The sequence below is a fragment of the Tenacibaculum sp. Cn5-46 genome, from assembly GCF_022347705.1.
GTDB lineage: Bacteria > Bacteroidota > Bacteroidia > Flavobacteriales > Flavobacteriaceae > Polaribacter > Polaribacter aiptasiae.
Genome location: NZ_JAKRGD010000006.1, coordinates 255454 through 270599, shown reverse-complemented (window position 1 = coordinate 270599; position 15146 = coordinate 255454). Strand labels below are relative to the sequence as shown.

At 29.7% G+C, this 15146-nt stretch carries 26 protein-coding genes; 20 read left to right on the top strand and 6 right to left on the bottom strand.

All coding sequences use genetic code 11. The features are described from left to right. Positions 1-67: 67 nt before the first annotated feature. The 20 genes from MHN29_RS13895 (at position 68) to MHN29_RS13800 (ending at position 8581) form a co-directional block, all read left to right on the top strand. Positions 68-226 carry a hypothetical protein gene (locus tag MHN29_RS13895; RefSeq protein ID WP_235275155.1) on the top strand — a complete coding sequence of 53 codons (159 nt, stop codon included), beginning with the start codon at positions 68-70 and terminating at the stop codon, positions 224-226. A gap of 2 nt (positions 227-228) precedes the next feature. After that, positions 229-420 carry a hypothetical protein gene (locus MHN29_RS13890; RefSeq protein ID WP_235275154.1) on the top strand — a complete coding sequence of 64 codons (192 nt, stop codon included), beginning with the start codon at positions 229-231 and terminating at the stop codon, positions 418-420. Positions 421-436: 16 nt separating this feature from the next. Then, the gene (locus tag MHN29_RS13885; RefSeq protein ID WP_235275153.1) at positions 437-691 is read left to right on the top strand and encodes a hypothetical protein; all 255 of its coding nucleotides are present in this window, start codon (positions 437-439) and stop codon (positions 689-691) included. Between the two features lie 41 nt (positions 692-732). Then, positions 733-951, top strand: a complete 219-nt coding sequence (locus MHN29_RS13880) for a hypothetical protein (RefSeq protein WP_235275152.1) — start codon at positions 733-735, stop codon at positions 949-951. 18 nt (positions 952-969) lie between these two features. Next, positions 970-1179, top strand: a complete 210-nt coding sequence (locus MHN29_RS13875) for a hypothetical protein (protein ID WP_235275151.1) — start codon at positions 970-972, stop codon at positions 1177-1179. A 35-nt stretch (positions 1180-1214) separates the two neighbouring features. After that, complete coding sequence (locus MHN29_RS13870; RefSeq protein WP_235275150.1) at positions 1215-1385, top strand: hypothetical protein; 171 nt, start codon at positions 1215-1217, stop codon at positions 1383-1385. 54 nt (positions 1386-1439) lie between these two features. After that, positions 1440-3626, top strand: a complete 2187-nt coding sequence (locus MHN29_RS13865) for a peptidase domain-containing ABC transporter (RefSeq protein ID WP_235275149.1) — start codon at positions 1440-1442, stop codon at positions 3624-3626. Positions 3627-3720: 94 nt separating this feature from the next. Further along, positions 3721-3930: a hypothetical protein gene (locus MHN29_RS13860; RefSeq protein ID WP_235275148.1), complete on the top strand. Its 210-nt coding sequence runs from the start codon at positions 3721-3723 to the stop codon at positions 3928-3930. A gap of 158 nt (positions 3931-4088) precedes the next feature. Next, positions 4089-4298 (top strand): hypothetical protein, encoded by a 210-nt coding sequence (locus MHN29_RS13855; RefSeq protein WP_235275147.1) that lies wholly within the window; start codon positions 4089-4091, stop codon positions 4296-4298. 89 nt (positions 4299-4387) lie between these two features. Then, the gene (locus tag MHN29_RS13850) at positions 4388-4621 is read left to right on the top strand and encodes a hypothetical protein (RefSeq protein ID WP_235275146.1); all 234 of its coding nucleotides are present in this window, start codon (positions 4388-4390) and stop codon (positions 4619-4621) included. Between the two features lie 151 nt (positions 4622-4772). Further along, positions 4773-4958, top strand: coding sequence for a hypothetical protein (locus tag MHN29_RS13845; protein WP_235275145.1), 186 nt, complete (start codon positions 4773-4775; stop codon positions 4956-4958). Between the two features lie 280 nt (positions 4959-5238). Further along, the gene (locus tag MHN29_RS13840; protein ID WP_235275144.1) at positions 5239-5409 is read left to right on the top strand and encodes a hypothetical protein; all 171 of its coding nucleotides are present in this window, start codon (positions 5239-5241) and stop codon (positions 5407-5409) included. A gap of 143 nt (positions 5410-5552) precedes the next feature. Then, positions 5553-5777, top strand: coding sequence for a hypothetical protein (locus tag MHN29_RS13835; protein ID WP_235275143.1), 225 nt, complete (start codon positions 5553-5555; stop codon positions 5775-5777). 27 nt (positions 5778-5804) lie between these two features. Next, positions 5805-6023 (top strand): hypothetical protein, encoded by a 219-nt coding sequence (locus MHN29_RS13830; protein ID WP_235275142.1) that lies wholly within the window; start codon positions 5805-5807, stop codon positions 6021-6023. An 18-nt stretch (positions 6024-6041) separates the two neighbouring features. After that, positions 6042-6245 carry a hypothetical protein gene (locus tag MHN29_RS13825; RefSeq protein WP_235275141.1) on the top strand — a complete coding sequence of 68 codons (204 nt, stop codon included), beginning with the start codon at positions 6042-6044 and terminating at the stop codon, positions 6243-6245. Positions 6246-6314: 69 nt separating this feature from the next. Beyond that, complete coding sequence (locus MHN29_RS13820; protein WP_235275140.1) at positions 6315-7604, top strand: HlyD family secretion protein; 1290 nt, start codon at positions 6315-6317, stop codon at positions 7602-7604. An 83-nt stretch (positions 7605-7687) separates the two neighbouring features. Continuing rightward, complete coding sequence (locus MHN29_RS13815; protein WP_235275139.1) at positions 7688-7894, top strand: hypothetical protein; 207 nt, start codon at positions 7688-7690, stop codon at positions 7892-7894. Between the two features lie 85 nt (positions 7895-7979). Beyond that, positions 7980-8219 (top strand): hypothetical protein, encoded by a 240-nt coding sequence (locus MHN29_RS13810; protein WP_235275138.1) that lies wholly within the window; start codon positions 7980-7982, stop codon positions 8217-8219. A 14-nt stretch (positions 8220-8233) separates the two neighbouring features. Next, positions 8234-8398: a hypothetical protein gene (locus MHN29_RS13805; RefSeq protein ID WP_235275137.1), complete on the top strand. Its 165-nt coding sequence runs from the start codon at positions 8234-8236 to the stop codon at positions 8396-8398. A 6-nt stretch (positions 8399-8404) separates the two neighbouring features. Further along, a complete protein-coding gene (locus MHN29_RS13800; protein WP_235275136.1) occupies positions 8405-8581 on the top strand; it encodes a hypothetical protein in 177 nt (58 codons plus the stop codon). Between the two features lie 121 nt (positions 8582-8702). On the opposite strand, the gene MHN29_RS13795 is transcribed toward MHN29_RS13800, so the two are convergent. The 6 genes from MHN29_RS13795 to MHN29_RS13770 form a co-directional block, all read right to left on the bottom strand. Further along, positions 8703-10667: a cytochrome c biogenesis protein CcdA gene (locus tag MHN29_RS13795; RefSeq protein WP_235275135.1), complete on the bottom strand. Its 1965-nt coding sequence runs from the start codon at positions 10665-10667 to the stop codon at positions 8703-8705. 26 nt (positions 10668-10693) lie between these two features. Further along, a complete protein-coding gene (gene tilS / locus MHN29_RS13790; RefSeq protein ID WP_255689446.1) occupies positions 10694-12004 on the bottom strand; it encodes a tRNA lysidine(34) synthetase TilS in 1311 nt (436 codons plus the stop codon). Positions 12005-12061: 57 nt separating this feature from the next. Beyond that, the gene (locus MHN29_RS13785; RefSeq protein WP_235275134.1) at positions 12062-13420 is read right to left on the bottom strand and encodes a TlpA disulfide reductase family protein; all 1359 of its coding nucleotides are present in this window, start codon (positions 13418-13420) and stop codon (positions 12062-12064) included. Positions 13421-13475: 55 nt separating this feature from the next. Next, the gene (locus tag MHN29_RS13780) at positions 13476-14300 is read right to left on the bottom strand and encodes an alpha/beta hydrolase (RefSeq protein WP_235275133.1); all 825 of its coding nucleotides are present in this window, start codon (positions 14298-14300) and stop codon (positions 13476-13478) included. A 3-nt stretch (positions 14301-14303) separates the two neighbouring features. Then, the gene (locus tag MHN29_RS13775; protein ID WP_150901119.1) at positions 14304-14537 is read right to left on the bottom strand and encodes a hypothetical protein; all 234 of its coding nucleotides are present in this window, start codon (positions 14535-14537) and stop codon (positions 14304-14306) included. A gap of 81 nt (positions 14538-14618) precedes the next feature. Beyond that, complete coding sequence (locus tag MHN29_RS13770; protein WP_235275132.1) at positions 14619-15131, bottom strand: hypothetical protein; 513 nt, start codon at positions 15129-15131, stop codon at positions 14619-14621. Positions 15132-15146 lie beyond the last annotated feature (15 nt).

Here is a 15146-nt window from a genome sequence, read left to right as displayed (position 1 = left end):
GAAGAATAGACACAAAGGTGAGTGTCTTTAAATGTTCGCCGCAAAAGTAATTCTTTAAATATTAATTATGAAAAAATCAATCTTAAATCTAGGGAAAGCTTTAAATAAAGCGGAACAACAAACTATTAATGGAGGTAGAAAACAATGTGATAGAAACCATGATGGTATATGCGAAGATTCAGGTAGGCATTGTTCTGAATTTTATTGTCAGTTAATACCTTTTTAATAATGAAAAACTCAATTTTAAATATCGGTAAGGCTCTAGACAAAGAAGCCCAAAAGAAAATTAATGGAGGATTTGGACAATCATGTAACGGTTTTGCAATGTACTATGTAAGTAATTGTGGAGCTTGTGTGAATACTATTTTACCGGGAGCACCAACTTTTTGTAGAAATAATTGCTGTGTAATGGCTTACTAATAAAAAATTAAAATAAATGAAAAAATCAATTTTAAATATCGGAAAAGCTTTAGGTAAAGAAGCTCAAAAGAAGATTAATGGAGGAAATGGACCTTTAGGTTTCTGTGACGCAAATGGAGATTGCCCAGCAGGAACTCATTGTCAGGGTTATGTTTGTGTAAGTAGTGGTTCTACTGGAGGTGGAAATACTGGAGGAGGAAATAACGGAGGAGGAAATTGTGTTCCAGATAGATTTTGTGTTAATGAGTTTGATACTTGTTGTATAGGCTAAAGTTTTAAACTATATAATTAATGAATAAAAAATTAAGATAAATGAAAAAATCAGTTTTAAATATAGGAAAGGCTTTAAACAAAGAAAGTCAAAAAGAAATCTTCGGAGGTAATCCAATTATTTCACCAATTAAGTTTAAATGTTTGGTGAATTCTGGAGATAAAAGATGTTGTACACCAAGTGAATGTGGTGATACAGGAGGTATATGGAGACCTAATGCTTGGGGTTATGGAACTTCAGCTAACTGCATTTGCTTTTAAATTTAAAACACACTAACCATGAAAAAACAAATTTTAAATTTAGGGAAAGCTTTAAATAAAAGTGAACAAAAGAGTATAGAAGGTGGATGGAAAATAAAACCATTTAAATGCTGTGATCCAGCAATGCAATGTTGTACTACAAGTCATTTAGCCCAAAATAACGCAAGTTGTGGCGGTACTTATATTTCTGGATGTCAATACCACCCCGCGAGTGGATGTTGTATATAAACAAAAAATATTATTAATCTTAAAAACACTTAGTTATGAAAAAACAAATTTTAAATTTAGGAAAGACTTTAAATAAAGCGGAACAACAAATTATTAAAGGAGGTAATGGAGAATTAGATCCTTGTAATAGCGCTTCAGATTGCAACGTTTTTCCTGGTCCTTCAGAATGCGTAAATGGAGTATGTATTTATGCTTGGAACCAATAATGTAAAGAAGAGATAAGAACTATTCTTATCTCTTTTTAATTAAAATATTTTTGCTTGAAAAAATTTCCAAACTATAAACAAACCGAGGCCAAGGATTGTGGGCCAACATGTATTAAAATCATAGCTAAACACTATGGTAAAACAATTAACACACAACAGTTAAGAAGCTTAAGCGAAACCACTAGAGAAGGTAGTAGTTTATTAGGTTTAAGTGAAGCTGTTGAATCTATAGGTTTTAAATCTTTAGGGGTAAAACTTGCTTATAATAAATTATTAGAAGCACCATTACCTTGTATTGTACATTGGAATAAAAACCATTATGTAGTACTTTATAAAATAAAAAAAGATACCGTTTATATATCCGATCCTGCCCATGGACTCATTACTTTTACTAAAGAAGAGTTCATACAACATTGGATAGGTAATAATGCTGATGAAAACACTGAAGAAGGAATTGTTCTACTAGTAGAACCTACTCCTAAGTTTTATAGCGAAGAATTTGAGGAAGACGAAAAATTTGGATTCTCTTTCATATTCAAATACTTGTTCAAATACAAAAAATTTATTGTACAGCTAATTATAGGATTGTTAGCTGGAAGTTTATTACAATTAATCCTACCGTTTTTAACACAAAGTATTGTTGATGTTGGTATTGAAAATCAAGATTTAAATTTTGTTTACCTTATTCTATTTGCTCAACTATTCCTATTCATAGGAAAGGCCTCTTTAGAAATTATTCGAAGTTGGATTTTACTACACTTAAGTACCAGAATCAATATCTCTTTGATATCCGATTTCTTTATCAAACTAATGAAATTACCTATTTCTTATTTTGATGTAAGAATGACTGGGGATTTATTACAAAGAATCAACGATCATAAACGTATTGAGAGAATCTTAACTACATCGTCATTAACCGTATTATTCTCTTTTTTCAACCTAATTATATTCAGTTTAGTACTTGGATATTATAGCTTGCAAATATTTGGAGTTTTTGTACTAGGAAGTGTTTTATATTTTGGATGGGTACTTTTCTTTTTCAAAAAACGAAAAGAATTAGACTACAAACGTTTTTCACAAGTAAGTCAGGAACAAAGTAAAGTGATTGAACTTATCAATGGAATGCAGGAGATTAAACTTCATAATGCTGAAAGACGTATGCGTTGGAATTGGGAATATGTACAAGCTCGTTTATTTAAAGTAGCTACCAAGAGTTTAGCCTTAGAGCAAACACAAAGTGTGGGGTCTAACTTTATCAACGAACTTAAAAATATGTTCATCACAGTTTTATCAGCAAAACTAGTAATCGATGGTCAAATAAGTTTGGGTATGATGATGGCCATTAGTTATATCGTAGGACAATTAAATGGACCAATTACTCAACTAATTAACTTTATGAGGGATGTACAAGATGCACAAATATCAGTTGATCGATTAGGAGAAATTCACAACATGGAAGATGAAGAAAATCCAAATGATGAGAAAGTAACTAATATTCCAAACAATGCAGCTATTACATTAAAAAATATCTCTTTCAGATATACAGGCGGATTAGAACCTGTACTTAAAGATTTATCACTAGAAATACCAGCGAATAAAACCACCGCTATTGTTGGAGTTAGTGGAAGTGGGAAAACAACACTAATGAAATTATTACTTGGGTTTTATCAAGTAGACAAAGGAGATATTATGATTAATAACTTCAATCTAAAGAACATCTCACAAAAGGAATGGAGAAGAAATTCAGGAGTGGTTATGCAAGAAGGATACATTTTTAATGATTCTATTGCCAAAAACATTGCTGTAGGAGAAGATTATGTAGATAAAGAAAAGTTAGCTCACGCCATTGATGTAGCCAATATTTCAGATTATATAGAAGGACTTCCTTTAGGATACAATACCAAAATAGGTAGTGAAGGAAATGGATTAAGTACAGGGCAAAAGCAACGTTTATTAATTGCACGATCGGTATACAAAAATCCGAAGTTTTTATTCTTTGATGAAGCAACTTCAGCTTTAGATGCTAATAATGAAAAAGTGATTATGGAAAAGTTAAACACCTTCTTTGCTAATAAAACAGCTGTAGTAATTGCTCACAGATTAAGTACAGTAAAAAATGCACATCAAATAGTTGTATTAGACAAAGGAAATATTATAGAAAAAGGTTCACATGAAGAACTTATCAAATTAAAAGGAAGCTATTACCACTTAGTTAAAAACCAACTAGACTTAGGTAAATAACATTATATAAAGATATTCTCTCGCGAGGAATAGACACAAACCTTGAGTGTCTTTAAATGATCAAGGATTTAATCAATTTTTTAATTATTTAAAAATGAAAAAATCAATTTTAAACTTAGGAAAAGCTTTAAATAAAGCTGATCAAAAAGCAATTAACGGAGGAATGTTTGGAAATGAATGTCCTTGTTCATCTGATTATATAGTGTACTCTGATGGTTCTTGTTCATATGTTTCTAATAACCCTGGATTTCCTTTTAGATGTTTTTCACAAGCCGGTCCTATCAATGGTTTGTGTTGCGAATAATTTAAAAAGGATAAAAGTTTTTTAAGGTTAACTTTTATATGAACTTAGTTAAAGTTTACTCTGAATTATAAATCAACCAGCGTTTTCTCGCGAGAAATAGACATACTCCTTGGTGTCTATAAATGATCAAGGGTTTAATTAATTTAAATCATTATAAAATGAAAAAGAATCTTTTAAAAGTGGGAGTAATTCTCGGAAAAGTAGAACAACAATTAATTAAAGGAGGTAATAGCAATTGCGATTATTATGCAAGAATCAATCTTTGTTTTGCTGATAACGATCCTTATTGTAAACCATGTAACCAAATAGGAAATTATCCAGGAGCAGCATCTTGCGTGAATCTTGATAATGGTTGTTTTGAACTTTAAAAAATATTCTCTCGCAAAGAATAAAAGACATAGTCTTTGAATGTCTATAAATGATCAAAGGTTTAATCAATTTTTTAAATTATTTAAAAATGAAAAAATCAATTTTAAACTTAGGAAAAGCCTTAAGTAAAGCAAATCAAAAATTAATTAACGGAGGAAATGGAACTGCATCACAAGGAGATTGCATGATTTCAGATCCTACTGATCCTTGGGGAGCTCCAATCCTAGTTGGACATGCTCCTTGTGATGGAGTAAGTATGTGTCCAGGGTACCCAGGTTTTCTAGGAGGATTACCATATCCACCTTTATGCTATTCTTTATAATTATTAAAAGAAGTATAACTTCTTTAAGAGGGTTTGTATAATTGAATAGAGAAGAAAGAATATTGTGAAATATTCTATTTAAAATTAATATGCAAACAGGTTACTTATATGTTTGTTATAATCCATAATTAATACTATTAAATTATAAAAAATGAAAAACTCAATATTAAACTTAGGGAAAGCTTTAAATAAATTAGAGCAAAAAATGATCAATGGAGGAGTGGCAATTGCTTGTTTTAGTCATTCAGATTGCCCCCGAGAAATGGGATGTTGTAAAAATGCTCCATATGTAGGTTTATGTATGTTAGGAAGCGATTATAGAAAGTTCTGTAATTAATAAACTAGCATAGTAATAACAGTAAAATTTTAGCAAAGAAAAATCTATAAAAAATGAAAAACTCAATATTAAGTTTAGGAAAATCTTTGTGTAAAACAGAGCTTAAAAGAATAAAGGGAAGTGAAGGAACACAGTGTGTAGAATGGTGTAGCGATGGCACTTGCAATTGCTGGTCTAACTTTAAATTTTGTCCTTACGAAACAGATCCCTGTCCTTTCTAGATAAAAAACTCCTAGTATTTCAATAGCTAGGAGTTAATCAAATTAAAATCAGAATTATAATGAAAAACTCAATAGTAAACTTAGGTAAACTTTTAGATAAAAAAGAACAGAAAGAAATTAATGGAGGTGTTAATTGTTTTGACTGTCAAAGTTATTGTATAGCAAATAGTGGAGGTGATAGAATGGTATATGGTGTTTGTATGGGAGAGTGTATTGCTCAATATTGTTAATTAATAGTAAGTTTTAGGTTTTATTATTTCAACATAGTTTAAACCTAAAATAGCTATAAATATTCTTTCGCGAAGAGTAGACATAAACCTTGAGTGTCTTTAAATGATCAAGGGTTTTAATCAATTTTATAAATTATTTTAAAATGAAAAACTCAATTTTAAATGTTGGTAAAGCTTTAAATAGAGCAGAGCAGAAATCTATCAATGGAGGACAACAATTTTATGGACCATGTTTTGAATGGTGTGCAGATCCTTATATACAACAAAACTATTGGAAACCACTTAATTGTAGCTGTAATACAGGAGGAGGAAATACCGGAGGAGGTAGTAATGGAGGTGGAGATCAAGGACCAGTAGATCCAGTATAAATTGTTGCTTAATCATAGAAGATAATTATGAAAAAAACAATTTTAAATTTAGGTAAATCTTTAAATAAAATAGAACAAAAACGAATTAATGGAGGAGGATTTGTTGATTGCAATCAATTTCCAAGAAGTCTTTGTTTTGGACCTGTACCTGGTTGTTTGCCATGTGATCAATTAATTAATTATCCTGGCGCTATGGGGTGTGTTAGAGTTCATATTGGTTGTATAAGTGACGATATACTTTTATAAATTATTAATAAAATAAATATGAAAAAATCAATTTTAAAAATAGGAGTAGCTTTAAATAAAGCTGAACAAAAATTAGTTAGTGGAGGTTTCAAAACTCAAAGATGTAATACAGATAGTGATTGTTGCAATTTTCCACATAATTCATCTTATGGATATGTATGTAATGCAGGTGCAGGTGTTTGTGTCCCTGGAATTTTTTGGGAAAACCCTTGTGGATTATAATCCCATTAATTGAATAAATTTATGAGAGGTGTTTTTTTAAACACCTCTTTAAAAAATAAATAATAAAATATGCCAAGAGAAATAGAAGACATAGAAATTCGTAGTGAAGAAGTACAAGAAATATTAAGCCAAGTCCCCAATTGGATGATACGTTGGGGAAACACTTTGTTTTTAACATTAATTCTTATGCTTTTATTCATCTCATGGTTTGTAAAATACCCTGATGTAATTACCTCAGAGGTTATGGTTACTACATCATTTCCTCCTGAAAAAATATATGCTAAATCAACAGGACAATTTGAAGTGTTTTTAGCTAATGAAGGAAAAAATGTTTCTAAAAATGAAGTGCTAGCTGTAATCGAAAATAGCGCTTCTTATAAAGATGTTTTATTATTAAAAAACACTGTAGATACTATTAATAGAGACAAGGACAAATTTTCTTTTCCTATTGAAGATCTTCCTCCTCTACTATTAGGTGACATTACAAGTAGCTTTTCTCAATTTCAAAACGATTATACAGAATATCTTTTAAATGAAAAACTAACACCTTTCAAATCTGAAAGTTTTGCCAATACAACTTCATTAATAGAAGCAAAAGGTAGATTAGCAACTTTAATATCTCAAAAGAAAATAGATCAAAAGAAATTAGAAATCCAAAAAAAAGACCTTGAAAGAAGTAAAGGTTTATACGAAGAAGGAGTAATTTCTGCTAAAGAAAAAGAACAAAAAGAAGTAGATTATTTACTATCAGAAAAAGCTTATAAAGGTTTAGAGACTTCCATATCACAAATTAGAGAATTGATTAGTAATTCGGCAAAAAACTTACAAGGAACCTCTATAAAGAAAACACAAAACGACATCCGTTTAAAGAACAAGGCAATTCAATCATTCTTGCATTTAAAAAAGGCTATAAGAGATTGGGAGAAACAATATGCATTAACTTCTTCTATCAATGGAAAAGTATCTTTTTTATCATTTTGGAATAAAAATCAAACAGTAAAAACAGGAGAATTAATTTTTATTGTAATTCCTACAGAAGACAACTCGTTTATAGGAAAGATAAAAGCTCCTGCTGCGAATTCAGGAAAAATAAAAAAAGGTCAAAAGGTTCAAATCAAACTATTAAACTATCCATCGGATGAGTTTGGAGAATTAAATGGAACTATCAATTCAATATCTCCAATACCTGACGAACAAGGAAACTATTTAATAGATGTAAACTTACCTCAGGACTTAAAAACAACTTATGATAAAAAAATAGCTTTCAGACAAGAAATGAAAGGAACTGCAAATATTGTAACCGAAGATTTACGTTTGATAGAGCGCTTTTTCTATCAACTTAGAAATATTGTCAAATAAAATATTCTTTCGCGAAGAATAGACACAAACCTTGAGTGTCTTTAAATGATCGAGGATTTAATCAATTTTATACATTATTTAAAATGAAAAAATCAATTTTAAATTTAGGTAAAGCTCTGAATAAAGTCGAGCAAAAATCAATTAATGGAGGAACGGAAGGTGAGGAAGATAATGGCCCAAATGGACAGGGATGTTATAAATATAGAACGACAGCAGTAAATTGTATAAGTCCATGGATTTATGCTCCAGGATGTGGATGGGTTTGTATGGTTGCACCAGAAGGACCTTAAAATAATATTTAAAAATATTATAATGACAGTGTTTCTAATACTGTTTTATCACCTAAAAATTTATTAAATCTAAAAATCACAAATTATGAAAAAATCAATTTTAAATTTAGGACAAGCTTTAAATAAAGCAGAACAAAAATCAATTGCAGGAGGAGGAATTACTTTTATAGGAAGTAGTTGTTATACATCTATGAGTAGATGTAATAGTGCTATGGCTGCAGCTATATCTCATGGAGCTGATCCAGCTCAAACAAGATGTGAGCCTTGCACATTGCATTGGGGAGCTTCAGGATTTGAAGTTAGAATTTATGGAACTTTATTTTAAAATATAATTGAGTTATGAAAAAATCAATTTTAAGCTTAGGAAAAGTTTTAGATAAATCAGAACAGAGAGAAATTAACGGAGGGAAAGTTATTAATTGTTATAGCAATCCACTTTGTCCACCATACAACGAAGTTGCATGTGTAGTTATAGCTAATAAATTTTGTCACTATTTAGGATAATAAAAAATGAAAAAGTCAATTTTAAACTTAGGGATAGCTTTAAATAAATTAGAGCAAATATCAATTAATGGAGGTAAGCACGAAAGTTGTTTAACACATAAAGACTGTCCAGCTGGACAAGGATGTTGCCCTCAATTAGAACTATGCTTTAGAGATGATTATCCAGGATGTCATTTAATTTAATAGCTTAATAGTGTAAGATAAAAATAAATCTAGCCAAGATTACTGTTACTGACTAGATTGTAAAAAAAAGCCTCTTAATTAAAATTAAGAGGCTTTTTATTTTTTATTTAATAACTTATAATTAGTTGTTGTTAAAACGGTCTAAACCTGTTTTTAACCACTTATAATAAGTTGAGTGATCTGTATATTGTTGAGGAGAGTTAAGTACCTCTAAACTTGGACTCATTAACACATAGAATGGTTGTGAAGCAGTTTTAAAGTTTGCTGCTTGTAAAGTAGCCCATTTATCACCATAAGTTCTAATTCTTTTTACTTTACCATTTGGTTTAATAAAATCAAATTGTTGTTCTTCTGGTAATTTTCTTTCATGATCATCTACGTATAATGAAATTAATACATAATCATCATTGATTAATGAATAGATATCTGGTTGACTCCAAATATTTTCTTCCATCTTACGACAGTTAACACATGCCCAACCTGTAAAGTCTAATAAAACAGGTTTGTTTACAGATTTAGCATAAGCAATTCCTTCTTCAAAATCTTTGAAACAATTTAAATTAAGAGGACATTGGTTGTCTGTTTTATAAATACTATGAAATTTAGGTGGTGCGAATCCACTTAATAATTTTCCTTGATTCCATGCTGGTTTTTCCATAACACCTGGAGCTAAGTATACAGCAGCTGCTAAAGCAGTTAACCCAAGTAAAACTCTAAAGAAAGAAATCTTACCATACTTTTTTCCAATGATACCAAATAAATAAAGAGCCATTAAGAAAGCAATTAATGCCCATATACCAATGAAAACTTCTCTTTTTAATACTCCCCAGTGACCAACTAAATCTGCGTTAGATAAGAATTTAAATGCAAATGCTAACTCTAAGAAACCTAAAACAACTTTTACTGTATTTAGCCATCCTCCAGATTTTGGTAAAGAATTTAACCATCCTGGGAACATTGCAAATAAAGCGAAAGGTAAAGCTAATGCTGTACCAAAACCTATCATACCAGCAGATAATTGCATAGCTCCTCCATTAGTACCTAAAGATCCAGCTAATAAAGATCCTAAGATAGGTCCTGTACAAGAGAATGATACGATAGCTAAAGTTAACGCCATGAAGAAAGTACCAATAATACCTCCAATGTTAGAAGCACTATCCGCCTTGTTACTCCAAGAGCTTGGTAATGTTAATTCGTAGAAACCAAAGAATGATCCTGCGAAGAATATAAGTACCACAAAGAAAAATACATTTAACCAAATGTTAGTTGAAATAGTATTTAAAATTTCTGGGTCTAAAGTATCTAAATAGTGGAATGGTAAACTTAAAAGTCCATAAATTAAAACAATAAAGAAACCATATAATAAAGCGCTACCTATTCCTTTTCCTTTTTTCTCAGAACGCTTAGTGAAAAATGATACAGTTAAAGGTACCATTGGGAAAACACAAGGAGTTAAAAAAGCTAATAAACCTCCTACAAATCCTAATAAGAAAATGTTAAATAAAGTATCACCTTCTTCATCATTAGTTTTTTCAGTAGAACTCTTTAATAAAATTGTGTTTTTTAAGTTTAAGTTCAATGTTTGAGATAAAGACTGACTTTTATCATCAACTTCAGCAACAGTTTGAACTACTTCTTCACCAGTTAATGAGAAAGTAAAATCTTCATCAAAAGGTAAACAGTATTCCTTACATATTTGAGCGTCTAAATTAAGTGTAATCTGAGTTAAACTTGGATCAGAAACAGTAATACGTTGAATTAATCTAGCTTCATCAACAAAAAAGATTTCATCTTTTCCCCAAATTTCACTGAATTCAGTTTCAGTTTCACTTTCCTTAGCTTTACCATTAAGAGTATAACCAGTTTGTCCTTCAGCAGGAGCAATAGTCATTGGTAAAGAAGCATCTTCTGGATTGTATTGCGAGTATAAGTGCCAATCTTCAGCAATTTCTACTTCGAAAATTAAGTCGTATTCGGTGTCCGAAATTTTTTCAACGGTAGGAGTTACAACAATAGGATTGTCATCTGATTGAGAGTAAACCGTAAAACCTATGAACAATAAAAATAGAGTAAAGAATTTTTTCATTCGAGTTAGTTTATAAGGGGTTGTTTTTATATAGTTATTCTTAATAATTGGGTTGTATTGTCAGAAGATAAAAAACGCCTGTCTTGTCGTTTTCCGATAATCCAAATAATTTCATTATCACCTGAACAAAGTAACCAAATGTTTTTTTTGTCAAAAACAGATATCTTTTCGTCTTTAAAATATTTACTTAATTTTTTTTTACCCATCATTCCTGTAGGATAAAAATAATCACCCTTTTCCCATTTTCTTAGGATGAGGGGGTAATTTAATAAATTTTTATCGACATAAATAGTATTTATATCTGTAGATGTCTTTTTTTGAACGTTTTTAAATAATAAGTTAATGGGACTTACTATTTGGGTGTTTTCTTTATAAATGATAACTCGTTCATTTTCAGACGAGCTGTTTTTATTAGTGCGTAAAAGTAATAAAAAATCTCTGTCTTTCAATAAAGTATAGAAATTTGTTGATACTTTCTTACCCGATTGAGCATAAATTAAATTGTAAACATCATCCCATTCAGTAAATTTATACTGCTTTAAAATCTGATATAGATAAGCTTTTGGATTGGAAAAAGATAAAATTTTTTCAATGTCTATTTTTATAATATTCCCTTTGTTAATAAGGACTTCAGGAGATATTTCTTTTATTTTGTCGTCTACAATTTGTTGGGATTGTTTTAAAAATTCGTTCGTTTTGATAAATGAATTTAATAAGCTAGGATTAAGCTCTTTTAAAGTGGGAATAATTTGATGCCTTATTTTATTTCTAAGGTATTTTATTTCAGAATTACTAGCATCTTCTCGCCACTGAATTGCATTTGTTGTGGCAAAATTCTTAATTTCTTCTCTAGAAAAAACCAATAAAGGACGTACTATATTACCATTTACAACAGGGATTCCTGTTAAACCTTCTAAACCAGTACCTCTTGTTAAATTGATTAAAAATGTTTCTAAATTATCATCAGCATGATGAGCTGTTAAGATGTAATCGAAATCATGCTCTTTAGCTAATTGATTAAACCAATTATAACGGAGTTTCCTAGCAGCTAACTGAGTTGATAATTTATGTTTTTTAGCATACTCATCTGTTTTAAATTGAATTGTATGAGTATTTAAGGAAAGTTTTTTTCCTAGATCGTTAATAAAAACTTCATCTAAATCACTCTCTTTACCTCGTAATTGAAAGTTACAATGTGCTAATGAAATATTAAACTTTAACTGATGTAATAAGTGGGTTAAAACAACACTGTCTACTCCACCTGAAATAGCAATTAAAAGCTTTTTTTCTTTTAAAAAAGGAAGGTTGTTATTAATATGTTCAGCTAATCTAAGCAATATAAATAGATAATTTAAAGCCTTTTTAGTTAACTAAAAAGGCTTTGTGTTTTTACTTTAAATTTTTAATTCATCAAATAGATCAATTAAAGCTTTATTAGATGGTCTAGGAGCACTAGCACTAACAATTTTTCCTTCTGGGTTAATTAATATAAAACGCGGAATACCGTTAATACCATAATCTTTAATAAATTTAGAGTTCCAATCATTATCAGCAAATAATTGAACACCACCAAGTTCCTTATCTTTAATCATTTGTTCCCAAAGACCATGGTCTTTTTTAGGGTCAATAGAAATACTAACGAACTCAATGTTTTTATCGTGGTATTGTTTTTCAACTTTTTTTAATGATGGTATTTCAGCTTTACATGGTCCACACCAAGTAGCCCAAACATCAATATATACATATTTACCTCTAAAGTCTTTTAATGAAGATGTACCACCAGCATAGTTTTCAAAGTTTTCAAACGCAGGAGAATCTGAACCACGACCAAGTTTTTTGATTAATTCATATTTTTGAGTTAATCCTTTTTTGAAATCTTCATCAGTAGAAAGTTCCATGATAGCATTGTAAATTCCTTCTGGATTTGGGTTTTCAAAAGAAACTTCATATGCTACACTTTTTAATAAACCATTTTGAATAACCTTACTTTTCACTTTTTTAATAAAGTCAACAGCAGCTTTGTCAAAAGCAACGCTATCTTTTTTTACAGCTTCATCAACTTTAGCATAAAAATTTCTTCCTACTAAATTCTTATAGGCAGCAAAGGTTTTATAGTCTTCTTCATTGTCATAATTTAAATCTTTTGCTAAATCAGGAAAATCTTTAGATACTTTAAAATCTCTGTTTTTAGTAAAATAAGCATGTGCACGTTCATATTGCTTTGCAGTCATAATATGATCATAATTAATGCTTGTTTTTTCTAATTCAACAAATTTTTTGTCTAAGTTGTCAGCAAAAGAATTTAATAATTCTGATTTTTGATCATTTAATTTCTTTAAAAAGTCAGCTTCTTCTGAAGAGAATAAATCTTTAGAAGATAGTTTTTCTTTAGTTAAGAATTTTTGTGCTATAAAATTATTTTCGTTACTACCTTCACCTTTGTAAGTGATGGTTTCATCGAATTTTTTAGCATCCATGTTTAAGGTAATATTGTACCCATCTTGTAAGTAAATAGAAGAACTCTCTTTTCCATCAGAAAATTTAAAGTATCCATTGGCATCAAAAATGGTGTCAGAAAAAGTACCTGTTTCCGAAACATCTATTTCTTTTACCTTTTTGTTTTCGCTATTTATAATAGCTAATAAACCACTGTTTGGATTTTCAATTTTACCAGAAAATAAAACATAGTTCTTTTTTTCTTGTTTACAAGAAATAATAGTTAAAACTATTACTAGTAATAGTAGTCTTCTCATAGTTACTGTTTGTATTAAAGTTTACGCAATATAGTATTTTCAATAACAAGTTTATTTACTTAGTTTTTGAATTTAACCAATTTACAATATCATTAAGCATTTCTTCAGCGCATAAATCATTATGTAATTCATGATAGCCTCCTTGATAAAGTTTTAAAGTTGCGTTGTCGGTATTATTAGCAAATGCTTCGGTTCCTTTATAATCAATAATTTTATCGTCTGTTCCGTGTAATAAAAACATTGGAGTTTTTAAAGAGGCGGCATTTTTTATAGCCCAATCTGCTGAATCGAAGAAAGATAATGAGAAGTTAGGACTTATTTTATCATGTACTAAAGAATCATTTACATATTTATCTACTTCTTCTTGAATACGAGAAATATGAGAAGTTTCTAATTCACTAGGTAAAGTAATAGAAGGAGCAATTTTTTGCATTAATTTTCCAATAGATAATTTCCAAGCTGGTGGTTGAAATGCTAATTTTAGCATTGGACTGGTTGCTATAGTTCCTACTAAATTATGTTTATTACGAAGTGTATAATTAATCACAGTATTTCCTCCCATAGAATGCCCGTATAGAAACATTGGTTTGTTTCCGAAAACGCTTTTAGCTTGTTCTATTAATTTTGAAACACTTTCTAAAACAGCATCAAAACTAGGGTTATGTCCACGTTTACCAGAAGTTTTTCCATGTCCAAAATGATCAAAAGCTATAACTCCAAAATTATTATCTGTAAGTTTTTTAGCCACATGTTGATAGCGACCAGAGTGTTCTCCCATTCCATGAACAAGAATTACCACAGCTTTTACAGTTTCAGGCTGCCAGTATTGGCCAAAAAAAGTTGTTTTATGATAATTAAAATTGAATTCCTGATGTGTCATAATTTATTGTTTTTTTAACCAAACTCTAATTTCTTTTTTTAAAGAAACTTCAGGCTTAGGCAAGGGGATAGTTTTACCAAATTGTTTGCTCCTTTTAAATTTAGAGAATGCAATTTTATGTTGCTTCCAGGCTTCAGGATATAACTCTAAAAACTTATTAAAAAAGCTTTGCTCATTTACTATTCCTTCTATTTTTGAAAGTACTTGTGTGAATTTTTCTTCTTGATCTATAATCATTATTCAGTAAATATAAATAATCTACCTCTTAAACTTAGTAGAGGTTTTTAATTTTGCTTCTAAAGTTTCAGTAGAGGTTATTTATTCTCTAGTGATATCTCCTTTATCTGAAATTTTAAAATAAAGAGTAGAAGGGTTTTCAGAAACATATTCTGTTAACTCAATTCTATTTTTATCAATTTTTGAAGTTGTTTTTAAGATACCATCAGCAATTTCATCATAAGCCAAAACTTGACTGTTAATAATGGTAAAATCTTTATCGTAGTTTACTAACATTGAAATAACTTCACTATTGTTTGGGTAGAAATAGAAAACAACCGATTGAAAATTATCTGATATTTTAGGTAAATATGAAATTCCAATTTTAGCTTTTTCATCATCTAATTGGTCTTCAAAAATAGAAGGTAATTTCAATAGTTTCTGTTCTTCTTTACTTAAAAGTTTCCCTTCTACATGATTGTTAAAGTTTGTGCTATCAATCAGAGGAAGTTGTTTTATAGGGTAATTATTTACAAAAGAATATTTATTGGATTTACAAGCTATTCCACCAATTAATAGAGCTATAAGTGTTAAGGTTTTTAAAATGTTTTTCATAGGGATAAATATAAT

Bases quoted from the DNA above. Each gene is read 5' to 3' on its own strand.
- MHN29_RS13895 (WP_235275155.1), top strand. From the start codon at position 68: ATGAAAAAATCAATCTTAAATCTAGGGAAAGCTTTAAATAAAGCGGAA.
- MHN29_RS13890 (WP_235275154.1), top strand. From the start codon at position 229: ATGAAAAACTCAATTTTAAATATCGGTAAGGCTCTAGACAAAGAAGCC.
- MHN29_RS13885 (WP_235275153.1), top strand. From the start codon at position 437: ATGAAAAAATCAATTTTAAATATCGGAAAAGCTTTAGGTAAAGAAGCT.
- MHN29_RS13880 (WP_235275152.1), top strand. From the start codon at position 733: ATGAAAAAATCAGTTTTAAATATAGGAAAGGCTTTAAACAAAGAAAGT.
- MHN29_RS13875 (WP_235275151.1), top strand. From the start codon at position 970: ATGAAAAAACAAATTTTAAATTTAGGGAAAGCTTTAAATAAAAGTGAA.
- MHN29_RS13870 (WP_235275150.1), top strand. From the start codon at position 1,215: ATGAAAAAACAAATTTTAAATTTAGGAAAGACTTTAAATAAAGCGGAA.
- MHN29_RS13860 (WP_235275148.1), top strand. From the start codon at position 3,721: ATGAAAAAATCAATTTTAAACTTAGGAAAAGCTTTAAATAAAGCTGAT.
- MHN29_RS13855 (WP_235275147.1), top strand. From the start codon at position 4,089: ATGAAAAAGAATCTTTTAAAAGTGGGAGTAATTCTCGGAAAAGTAGAA.
- MHN29_RS13850 (WP_235275146.1), top strand. From the start codon at position 4,388: ATGAAAAAATCAATTTTAAACTTAGGAAAAGCCTTAAGTAAAGCAAAT.
- MHN29_RS13845 (WP_235275145.1), top strand. From the start codon at position 4,773: ATGAAAAACTCAATATTAAACTTAGGGAAAGCTTTAAATAAATTAGAG.
- MHN29_RS13840 (WP_235275144.1), top strand. From the start codon at position 5,239: ATGAAAAACTCAATAGTAAACTTAGGTAAACTTTTAGATAAAAAAGAA.
- MHN29_RS13835 (WP_235275143.1), top strand. From the start codon at position 5,553: ATGAAAAACTCAATTTTAAATGTTGGTAAAGCTTTAAATAGAGCAGAG.
- MHN29_RS13830 (WP_235275142.1), top strand. From the start codon at position 5,805: ATGAAAAAAACAATTTTAAATTTAGGTAAATCTTTAAATAAAATAGAA.
- MHN29_RS13825 (WP_235275141.1), top strand. From the start codon at position 6,042: ATGAAAAAATCAATTTTAAAAATAGGAGTAGCTTTAAATAAAGCTGAA.
- MHN29_RS13820 (WP_235275140.1), top strand. From the start codon at position 6,315: ATGCCAAGAGAAATAGAAGACATAGAAATTCGTAGTGAAGAAGTACAA.
- MHN29_RS13815 (WP_235275139.1), top strand. From the start codon at position 7,688: ATGAAAAAATCAATTTTAAATTTAGGTAAAGCTCTGAATAAAGTCGAG.
- MHN29_RS13810 (WP_235275138.1), top strand. From the start codon at position 7,980: ATGAAAAAATCAATTTTAAATTTAGGACAAGCTTTAAATAAAGCAGAA.
- MHN29_RS13805 (WP_235275137.1), top strand. From the start codon at position 8,234: ATGAAAAAATCAATTTTAAGCTTAGGAAAAGTTTTAGATAAATCAGAA.
- MHN29_RS13800 (WP_235275136.1), top strand. From the start codon at position 8,405: ATGAAAAAGTCAATTTTAAACTTAGGGATAGCTTTAAATAAATTAGAG.
- MHN29_RS13795 (WP_235275135.1), bottom strand. From the start codon at position 10,667: ATGAAAAAATTCTTTACTCTATTTTTATTGTTCATAGGTTTTACGGTT.
- MHN29_RS13785 (WP_235275134.1), bottom strand. From the start codon at position 13,420: ATGAGAAGACTACTATTACTAGTAATAGTTTTAACTATTATTTCTTGT.
- MHN29_RS13780 (WP_235275133.1), bottom strand. From the start codon at position 14,300: ATGACACATCAGGAATTCAATTTTAATTATCATAAAACAACTTTTTTT.
- MHN29_RS13775 (WP_150901119.1), bottom strand. From the start codon at position 14,537: ATGATTATAGATCAAGAAGAAAAATTCACACAAGTACTTTCAAAAATA.
- MHN29_RS13770 (WP_235275132.1), bottom strand. From the start codon at position 15,131: ATGAAAAACATTTTAAAAACCTTAACACTTATAGCTCTATTAATTGGT.